8 protein-coding genes are annotated in these 9,297 nt (G+C 51.8%); 5 read left to right on the forward strand and 3 right to left on the reverse strand.

What is annotated here, in order from left to right; all coding sequences use genetic code 11:
• Positions 1–27 precede the first annotated feature (27 nt).
• Positions 28–1,824: a translation elongation factor 4 gene (gene lepA / locus AAC022_RS24075; RefSeq protein ID WP_339735289.1), complete on the forward strand. Its 1,797-nt coding sequence runs from the start codon at positions 28–30 to the stop codon at positions 1,822–1,824.
• A gap of 21 nt (positions 1,825–1,845) precedes the next feature.
• Here lepA and AAC022_RS24080 read toward each other — a convergent pair whose 3' ends face one another.
• Both AAC022_RS24080 and AAC022_RS24085 read right to left on the reverse strand, forming a co-directional pair.
• The gene (locus tag AAC022_RS24080) at positions 1,846–4,866 is read right to left on the reverse strand and encodes a M56 family metallopeptidase (RefSeq protein ID WP_339735291.1); all 3,021 of its coding nucleotides are present in this window, start codon (positions 4,864–4,866) and stop codon (positions 1,846–1,848) included.
• Positions 4,867–5,201: 335 nt separating this feature from the next.
• Positions 5,202–5,585, reverse strand: coding sequence for a BlaI/MecI/CopY family transcriptional regulator (locus tag AAC022_RS24085; RefSeq protein WP_339735292.1), 384 nt, complete (start codon positions 5,583–5,585; stop codon positions 5,202–5,204).
• A 255-nt stretch (positions 5,586–5,840) separates the two neighbouring features.
• Here AAC022_RS24085 and AAC022_RS24090 point away from each other — a divergent pair, with 255 nt between their 5' ends.
• Together AAC022_RS24090 and AAC022_RS24095 are read left to right on the forward strand one after the other, a co-directional pair.
• Positions 5,841–6,095: a hypothetical protein gene (locus AAC022_RS24090; protein WP_339735294.1), complete on the forward strand. Its 255-nt coding sequence runs from the start codon at positions 5,841–5,843 to the stop codon at positions 6,093–6,095.
• A 420-nt stretch (positions 6,096–6,515) separates the two neighbouring features.
• Positions 6,516–6,914, forward strand: a complete 399-nt coding sequence (locus AAC022_RS24095) for an ACT domain-containing protein (protein ID WP_339735296.1) — start codon at positions 6,516–6,518, stop codon at positions 6,912–6,914.
• 82 nt (positions 6,915–6,996) lie between these two features.
• Here AAC022_RS24095 and AAC022_RS24100 read toward each other — a convergent pair whose 3' ends face one another.
• Entirely contained in the window at positions 6,997–7,368 is a 372-nt protein-coding gene (locus tag AAC022_RS24100) for a hypothetical protein (RefSeq protein ID WP_339735298.1), read from the reverse strand.
• A 266-nt stretch (positions 7,369–7,634) separates the two neighbouring features.
• Here AAC022_RS24100 and AAC022_RS24105 point away from each other — a divergent pair, with 266 nt between their 5' ends.
• Both AAC022_RS24105 and AAC022_RS24110 read left to right on the forward strand, forming a co-directional pair.
• A complete protein-coding gene (locus tag AAC022_RS24105; protein ID WP_339735300.1) occupies positions 7,635–8,153 on the forward strand; it encodes a sigma-70 family RNA polymerase sigma factor in 519 nt (172 codons plus the stop codon).
• Positions 8,150–9,297, forward strand: a 1,148-nt coding sequence (locus AAC022_RS24110; RefSeq protein ID WP_339735302.1) for a FecR family protein, incomplete at its 3' end; no start/stop codon positions are given. The genes AAC022_RS24105 and AAC022_RS24110, both read left to right, overlap by 4 nt.

The following is a 9,297-nucleotide window of genomic DNA, read 5'->3' on the forward strand; positions in this document are numbered from 1 at the left end:
TCTGCTACTTTCTGCTAAAACTACGCGATGAAACATATACGAAACTTCTGCATCATTGCTCATATTGACCATGGCAAGTCCACGCTCGCCGACCGCCTCATTCAAACCTGTGGAGGCGTGACACAACGTGAACTGCATGAACAAATGCTCGACTCGATGGATATCGAGCGTGAACGGGGCATCACTATCAAGAGCAATTCGATTACGCTCGATTACCGGGCTCCGGATGGCAAAGACTATTTATTGAATCTGATTGATACGCCGGGCCACGTTGACTTTTCGCATGAAGTCCGGCGGTCGTTGATGGCCTGCGAAGGCGCCTTGATTGTGGTCGATGCCTCTCAGGGAGTCGAAGCCCAGACAGTAGCGAACCTCTACCTGGCTTTGGAACATAATCTGACCCTGCTGCCTGTGATCAATAAGATCGACCTTCCCGCCGCGGACATCGAACGGGCACAAGAGTCGATTGATGAAGAATTGGGGCTCGATCCGTTCGAGGCGATCCCAATTTCCGCCAAAAATGGCATAGGCATCGAGGACGTATTGCAAGGTATCGTCGAGAAGTTGCCTCCTCCCGAGGGTGATCCGGATGCGCCGCTGAAGGCACTGGTGTTTGACGCGAACTTTGATAAATTTCGCGGCGTGATTCTGCAGTGTCGCATCATGGAAGGCACTCTCAAGCCGCGCGACACGATCCACTTCATGCACGCCGGTCGCGACTTCACAGTGGATGAAGTCGGCTTTAACCAGATGAAGCTCAATCCCAAACCACAACTCAGCGCCGGTGAAGTAGGTTATGTTGTCGCGGGAGTCAAAAGTGTTCAGGACATTGAGATCGGCGATACGATTACGCTACTGAATCGACAGGCGGAACAGCCGATTCCCGGCTACCAGCCCGCCAGACAGGTCGTCTTTTCTTCCATCTATCCCATGGATACGGGCGATTACGTGGAACTCACAAAGGCTCTGGAGAAGCTCGCAATCAACGACGCGGCACTCACGTTTGATAAAGACAGTTCCGCGGCACTGGGCTTTGGCTTTCGTTGCGGATTTCTCGGACTGCTGCACCTGGATGTGATTCAAGAGCGTATCCAACGCGAGTTTGACATTGGTCTGGTGATCTCCGCCCCATCGGTGAAGTACCATGTCACTTTGAGAGATGGTTCCACGATCGAAGTCGACAATCCCTCTTACTGGCCTGATCCCACGGCGATCGATTCGGTCAGCGAACCCTACATCAAAGCTTCGATTCTGACCCCCGAGACGTACGTCGGTCCTGTCATGGAACTTTGCAGGGAACATCGCTCGGAAAGCCAGACGATGAACTATCTGTCCGCCAATCGGATCGAAGTCACCAGCGTGATGCCGCTCGGAGAGGTCCTCTTCGACTTCTATGGCAAGCTGAAGATGATTACGCGCGGCTACGGATCGTTCGATTATGAGCCGATTGAGTATCGCACCACCGATATCGTGAAGGTCGATATTCTCGTCAACAAAGAAACAGTCGACACGCTTTCCTACCTCGTGCATCGAGACAAAGCGCGAACGCGGGCGCTGCACTACTGCGAACAACTCGCCAAAGAGATTCCCCGGCATCAATTCAAGATACCAGTTCAGGGCGCCATTGGAGGCGAAGTCATTGCCCGTACCACGATCGCGCCGTTCCGCAAAGACGTGACCGAAAAGCTGTACGGCGGCGATGTGACGCGCAAGAAAAAGCTGCTCGAAAAACAGAAGAAGGGCAAGGCAAAAATGAAGCAGTTCGGCAGCGTCAACATCCCCCAGAAAGCATTCGTCTCCGTGCTTCGCACCGACAAGGATTAGGCTGCTTCCGTTTACTTTCTGTCAGGGCACGATGAGGTCTCCGAGATCCACCGTTTCCCCAGGCTTGGGAATCAATGGAGCGAACGCGGTGCCGACTGTGGGCCGCGTTGCATGATGGCTTGTTTTCCTGACGAACTCACCGCGCACCTCAACGCCTGGCGGAACCATCAGATAGAATTCTCCCTTCCGCTTACCGGGTTCATCCGTTGTATTAGACACCCGCCCTGCGACAAAGGTATCCGGTGCCAGAGCCTTCCCTAGCATGCGAATGCCGAAATCAAAGTTAGGCTCGCCTGAGTCATCTATAAACCGACCGATCAGCGTTGCTGCTGGCTGCATCACCACACTTACGGGGTCACTGGTCCATTTGGTGGAGAGCGTCCCGATCAGACCGCGTTCCTGGTCAGTGAAAACAAGGAATTCAGCCCGGTCCGGATGTAAGCCATACACAGAGAATGTTCCTGGCAGATCGTTGTCATTGTACTGTTTCAGTTGCAGGGCCCTTTTCAGTTGTCTCTTGATACGCGCACCTTCGACCGGGTGGTTGTCGGAGTCAACGAGTGTCACTTCCACAGGTGGGTCGGAGTAGACCGTCGCTGTCAGCTCCTGCACGCGGGCGTACTCTCGCGCGTTTGTAAATTTGATGGCTGCCAAATCGATCTGGTCGATTGTCCTATTCTTGCCGACGCTGATCCGTTTAGTTGCGACAATAGCAGGCTGCGCAATCCGCCAGGCGTCTCCGTAGGCATATCGTTCCTCTTCCAGTGTCCAATCCGTGCGTCCCGGCGCGAAGAACGCTTTGGGGACAACCGCGGCCGGTCGGTCGGTCTTCAAGCTGCGCTTGACGAGAACAGCCGCTGGTCCCCATGGCACAATTCCTTCATAAATACCGGGCGCCACGCGTTGGGCATCATTGAACCGTCCTTTGACACCAGTATGGCTCAATCCGGGGATTGATTGAACCTTGATGGAGTAGACATCCCGGTCAACCGGATTGCCTTTCGGATCGATCAGCCTCAAGCGGTATGGCACCGCCGGTGTAAGTATCACTCGGGCATCCTCACCTGGTACGACCCGCTGTCGATGGTCAAAATAGGGCGCTGCGAATGACCCGATAAACGCCAATTCGTAACCCTCTGGCCTGTTCGGCAAACCCGTCATCTCGAACCGACCATTGACGTCTGTCTGAAATCGCTGACCGTAAATCCCCCCTCTGGCATTGTGATTCGCCAATGCGACGATCACACCAGCCGCCGCTTTTCGATTCGGCAACCTACTGGAGGTGACTTGTCCTCGCAACACAATACCTCTCGCCAGTTCTACTGTGAACCCAGATCCATACAATGACAGCGTCGGCTCCCCCTGCTCACTGTATGACTTACGATACACTGAAGCAATCGACCTCACCGCGACGCGCAGACTCGTGGTCACCGCCTGCGAGTGCGTGACCTCGATCCGCGCAATGAACCCCTCAGGTAATCCCTGCAGTTCGAAACGACCATTTTTGTCTGTCGTCGCCTCTGTTCTCAGATCCGGAAGCACCGAAGGACGGTTAAGTGTCTCTGCATAGTCAATGGAATATGACTGAAACTTCCCAATCACGTTTTCCTCTTCTCTGGGCACATGCACGTCGAGATCATACTTGATGGGAGCCATCAAGGTCGTGAGCTGAACGCGGGCACCGACCAAGGGAGTCCCTCCCTCCAGCAGGAACTGCCCCGTCAACGTCTCAGGCGGCCGTGTCCGCAATATGACTTCGTCTATTTTCGGCGGATGCTTGTGTGAGCGCAAGTTGCGGGCTACACCCCTGGTCTTAAGCCAACCCGATGCGACCCCCTCCTTTGTCGCCACCAGCAGGATTTCCCACCACTTTCGTTTTCCGGCTGTTAAGACCCATGTCAGATCGACCGCGTGAAATTCGAATCGCCCCTTGGCATCCGTTACCGCCCGCTTGGGACCGAGTTCGCCGGCGCCCACTTGAACCCGATCCTGCAGTTGAATCGAGGTGGCCGCATAGATCGCTGCTCCCGCCAACGGCTTTCCGTCCGGCCCCAGTACAATGCCTCGGTGCAACGTGGCTTGCTCGGGATCGACCTGACGCAATGGCCACACGACGACTTTTGGTTTAACCACATTCGACTCGACGGCAGTCGGCTGATCCGCGACGGCGACCACTCGGGTGGTTCCTGCCAGTATCACGATTCCCATGAGACTCGTCGCGACCATCCAGCGCACACGCCGACTCATTCGTGTTCTTCGATCGCGTTGAGTATCCAACACTCCCGCCACGCGGCGTTCCAGTTCTCCGCGTCTGATCATTGAAGAAGCCAGCTGAGCCACGAACGCACGCCGACTACTCACTTGCTCCCCCACCGTCAACAACGTCTGACCGTATGCAGCGGAATCCCGATTCGTCAGCACCGCATTGTCACACAGTTCTTCACGCGCACGGGACAGAGCGAGGTTGAGTAAATGCACCGTAAAAATCGGCCAGTAGGCGGCCGCTGTGATCCCCTGCAACAGCATGATCCAGTGGTCACCGCGCAGGAGATGTTCTGCTTCGTGGTCAAGCACGTCCTGGAGTTCGTCTGGCTTCACTGCTTCGCGGAACCCTTGAGGCAGCACAATCGCGGGTCTTCCGAAACCAATCGCCAGCGGCACCGCGACCTCTGCTTCCAGTATGCGAATCCCATTGTGTGCCACGCCAATCTCAATGCCCCGCCGTCGTACGCGCTGAATGACAATCAGGCTGGCGAGTAATCGGAGCAATATCGCACACGCGACGATAGCATAGACCACCGCTCCCCAAGACCTTACCCAAACCCACTTGCTGGTCGTAGCCGATTCATCAACTGTCAATTGCCGAACAAGGTTCGGCTCAGTTGACGACAACACTTTACGACTTTCAACGGTCGGCTGCTGATGGTCGACATGCCTCTGCGCGTTCAGGTTGGTCGTCCCACGATCGGTCTCTTGAGCCATACCAGCAACCGCCGAAGGCGGATCGCTATCTTCTATCTGATCGCGTTGCGAGAATTTCACATCAGACGGTTCCTCACTCAACAGAGGAACGGTATCGCTTGAAATCATTGTGTTCGTATTGCTCGAACTCGGTACCTCGAGTAACGTCCAGTCTGTTCCCGACCGAATTTTGATTGCCATTGGAAGAAGCAGACAGGCAACCACCGCGGTTAATAGAATGAGATGCCGCCGTGCCGCTGAGTTCGGACATGCCAGGCTGATTATCCAACCAACGCTTGATATTATCGCCGCTCCGATCAACATCACCATGACTTACCTCACATCATACTGAAAACCTGAAACATCGCTTCACAAAGCAGCAACCGGTCCTTGCATTCACCTTCTGCAGTACCACATCAGCCGTTCTTCAAACGACCACCTTTCGCCTCTTTCAACATCTTGCGGATACGTTCCAATTCCCCCGGACGCAGTCCGCGATAATCCAATAGTGCGGCGACGAGCGTTTCTGTCGACCCGCCACAGACGGTATCGACCATCTCCCGCACTTTCCGACCAATAGACTCCTCTCGCGGCCGCGCGGCGCGATACACGAATGCACGACCGACCTCACGATGAGTCACCCAGCCCTTCTCTTCCATTCGCTCTAACAATGTGCGCACGGTATTGCGGGCCACGTCACGAGACAAAGCCTCCCGCGCCTCCCGCGCGGTCACCTCGCCGCGATCCCAGACCACCTCCATCACCTCCTGCTCTGCCGCAGACAATTCAGTGATTCCCATCACAACTCCTTACCTTTTAGAATGACTACACCATGTCGCCATCATGACTACATCATGTAGCCATGTCAACCCCACTACGTCAGAGAAGACTCAAATCATTCGCAGGCGGCCTGCCGCCCTGCTCCGCATGGTCAACACCAAGGGGCAACTGTGCTCGGTTTTCAATACAAGATGGGGAGTTGAGTCGGCGTACCGGCGGTCCAGATACTGCAACCGATCTACGAGCGCGCCCCTTGCACAGGAAGCGGCTCCGCAATGGTGGCGAAGGCAGATTACGCCGTCGGTGGCTTAAAAGTTGACGTCCCCAAATATGTCAGCGCCGTTCAAATCATCTTCCAGCGAGTCAAACCCGACGGCCAGCTCGATCCGGCAGACGCCTACACCAGCGACTGGATCGGCACGCCTTCCGAAAAAGAGGCACCGACCATCAACGGAGCCGGCAAAAAAGCGATCGGCATCCACGACCGCCGCGGCGCGATTATCGATGCTGTGGGACTGGTGTTTGAGTGAGGGGGTTGAGATGTCAAGTTGGGCCAAGTCTTCGCGCCTCAGCCACACGAAGAGCGCTGTCAGTTATATGGTAGCTTTAACAGAAAACTGGGATTATGATTTCGCGTATGAGAAGTTAGGATTCATCCCAACTAACCTGAAAGGAGTGTCGCATCATTCTAACGCAGTTCGATAAGACGAACGTTTTCTGATTGAGTTATTCAATGAGTTTCATACGGTTGCTACACCTTGTTGTGTATTTTGTTTTTTTCATATCTGTGTAGATTTACTGTAAATAAAATTCTACAGGGAGTGTACGCGTTGAAATGTTATTCATGTCAGGTACCATACACAGCAACTATGTGTGATATGAATCCCCAGGGGCTTCGTATCAGAACAAGTTCATGCAGGTGAATAACAAGTTAACGAGCAAGACCAACCATGACTGGCGAGAGTAATTTAGAAAAGTTACTCACAGCCATGTCCCCAGAACTAATGGATGGGGAGTATGTATATTGCACCTTCCCGGATGCTCAATACGGAGATTACTCAGACTTAGGCCCAGTAGTTGCAATCAGCGAATCAGAGGGGCTTACACTGATCATCTCTAAATCTAAAGCAGATGAGAAAAACATTAGTTATGAATCAGTCTTCAAAGGAATCACGTTACTTATTCACTCTAGCCTTGATGCAGTTGGGCTGACAGCAGCATTCTCAAATAAACTTACTGAGCATGGAATCAGCGCAAACGTAGTTGCAGGTTATTACCATGATCATATATTTGTTCAAAGAGAACTTGCGGAGAGAGCGATTGAAGCACTCAATGAACTTGCTCGCTAACAAGCGCATGCAGCCGCACTTCTGTCCCATCAACTCATACGTTTTTCGATACGTGCCTTAATAACACGCTTTGCCATCTGTCTCAGGAGTGTGACGTCAAACCGAAGGCGCGGTCCATGTTGCCGGAGACTTCTTTCAGCCGCGCCAGATCGCCGCCGACGTCTTCTGCTGCGGCCCAGCTAGCGTATTTGATCTCGGCCAGCGCCTTGCGGACATCGGCCCACCACAAAGATCTCCTTCGCCGATCTTTGTGGTGGCCAATAACTCTGACACGTCCACAACACATATCATCGCCGGCTACAGGTGGAAGGTCAGTTATCTTAGTACCAGGAGAAAAGTAGATTGTTCCCTGGTAATCTTCGTTGCCTTTGGCATCACCCCAGGGGACGTCACGTATGATTACACTGATAGCCTGAGTATTAATGAATGTATTCAGCGCCTCAATCTGATTCATTGCCCGTTCCGTGAATTGATGAATGCTTAAAGCCCTTGGTCCCTTGAATCACACCGCAGTGAGCTGGTACGGCTTCGCCCAAGGCTCTCAACGTGAATGGAATCGTCCAATAGGAGCTCACGATACTAAAAATCCGGAATCCCGGCGATTAATGGCAGTTTCAAACAAATTGGTGTAAAACTTCGACAAAATGTAAATCTTTTTGGAATATAGATATATGCAAACATTTTTATCCACATACTCACAAAAGAGATAATCGTGCACAGATGATCGTTACAGAAGAGTTTATCTTAGATCTCATCAAATGTCAGGGGAGACTTTACAGTTATGTTCTGTCGTTGACCGGCAACAAAAACGATACGAACGATATCCTGCAAGATACGAATAAATTTATTCTAGAGAAAGCGGCAGATTATACCACGGGGACATCCTTTGCTGCCTGGGCTTCGAAAATCGCTTATTACAAAGTGCTTGCATACCAACGGGATGCAGCGAGAGAGTCGTTGTTGTTTAACATCGATATCTTACAGGAAATCTCTGACAAATCGTTATCAAAAATTACCGATTACGATTCACGGCTGGGCTCTCTTTTTCATTGTATGGAACAGTTATCTGAGGATCACCAGAAGCTGTTGAAACAGCGTTATGAAGAAGAGATGTCGCTGGAAGAAATCGCCAGCCTCTGGGGACGAACCTACAACGGCATTACCTCATTATTGTATCGCCTGAGACTGGCATTAGTTGATTGTGTGGAGAAATCGCTCCAGCTGGAGGATGGTGTATGAACCATTCACAGCCAGATAAAGGCCCTCTTGAGGAAGATGCATTGGGAAAAATGATCTCACTACACCTGGATAGTAAACTGACAGGCGAGCAATTTTCGCAATTAAAACAGACCCTGGCACTCGATGAATCTGCCAGAGATTTTTATATCGAGCTGATCACAGTCCACTCACAGCTGGAACAGATCCACAAGACCCCCTTCTCTAACAAAGAAAATCTGAATGGACTTATTCAAAAACCGGAGACTCCTTCCAAACTGTCCTATCTGGCAGTGATGGGGCTGCCCGCCGCATTACTCGTCGCAATCTGTATCTGGATCGGGAGCCAACTGCCTGACAAGCCTGCCGAAAAACCCGTTGAAATAATTGCGGTTGTGCCTGAGGTTGTTGATTATCAGGTGACTGTCGCTGATACCTACGAGGTGAAATTTTTCAATCATGAATCTTTGAGTATCGGCGATCGCCTGGAAGCGGACAAAATTTACAAACTGGACAGCGGTCAGCTGGAACTGCTTTTTATCACCGGAGTGAAAGCTTCCATTACAGCTCCTGCCACATTTGCAGTCACGGGTGAAAATGAAATCAACCTCTCTACAGGTATCTTGATGGCGAAAGTCACAACCGACAAAGGAAGAGGCTTCACAATCCGGACGCCTGGCGGACCGGTGGTTGATTTAGGAACACTCTTTGGTGTCGAGATTGAAAATTCGGGAACTTCAAACGTGCAGGTCTTCAAAGGGAATGTTGAACTCGTGAATGCCCAGGGAGGAAAGATTAATCTTCCCGAGGGAGAAACCATGCAACGTCAAGCAGGCCAGGACCAATGGAAACCCGTCAAAAGACTTTCCCGGAATTTTTATTCAGTGCTTCAGCAAAACAAACAGGCATTGACCCCCAATATTGTACTTGTTCCCGATACGCTCCAAAACATGTTTGGAGCCGATGAATACATTGGTAAAGCTTATCTGATGTATTCGGCGACATCATTGCCCGAACGTATCGCGAAACTTAAGAATTTTACAGGTCAGGTGGAACTCTCTCAACATTTTTCTGTCGTGTACTTTGATGAAACATCCACTGAATGGAAGTTTCCGGCTAACGAGGAATTAATTTCCTTTACCCCTGACGCGACCGATCTGTTACTGGC

The sequence above is a fragment of the uncultured Gimesia sp. genome (assembly GCF_963976445.1).
Taxonomy (GTDB): domain Bacteria; phylum Planctomycetota; class Planctomycetia; order Planctomycetales; family Planctomycetaceae; genus Gimesia.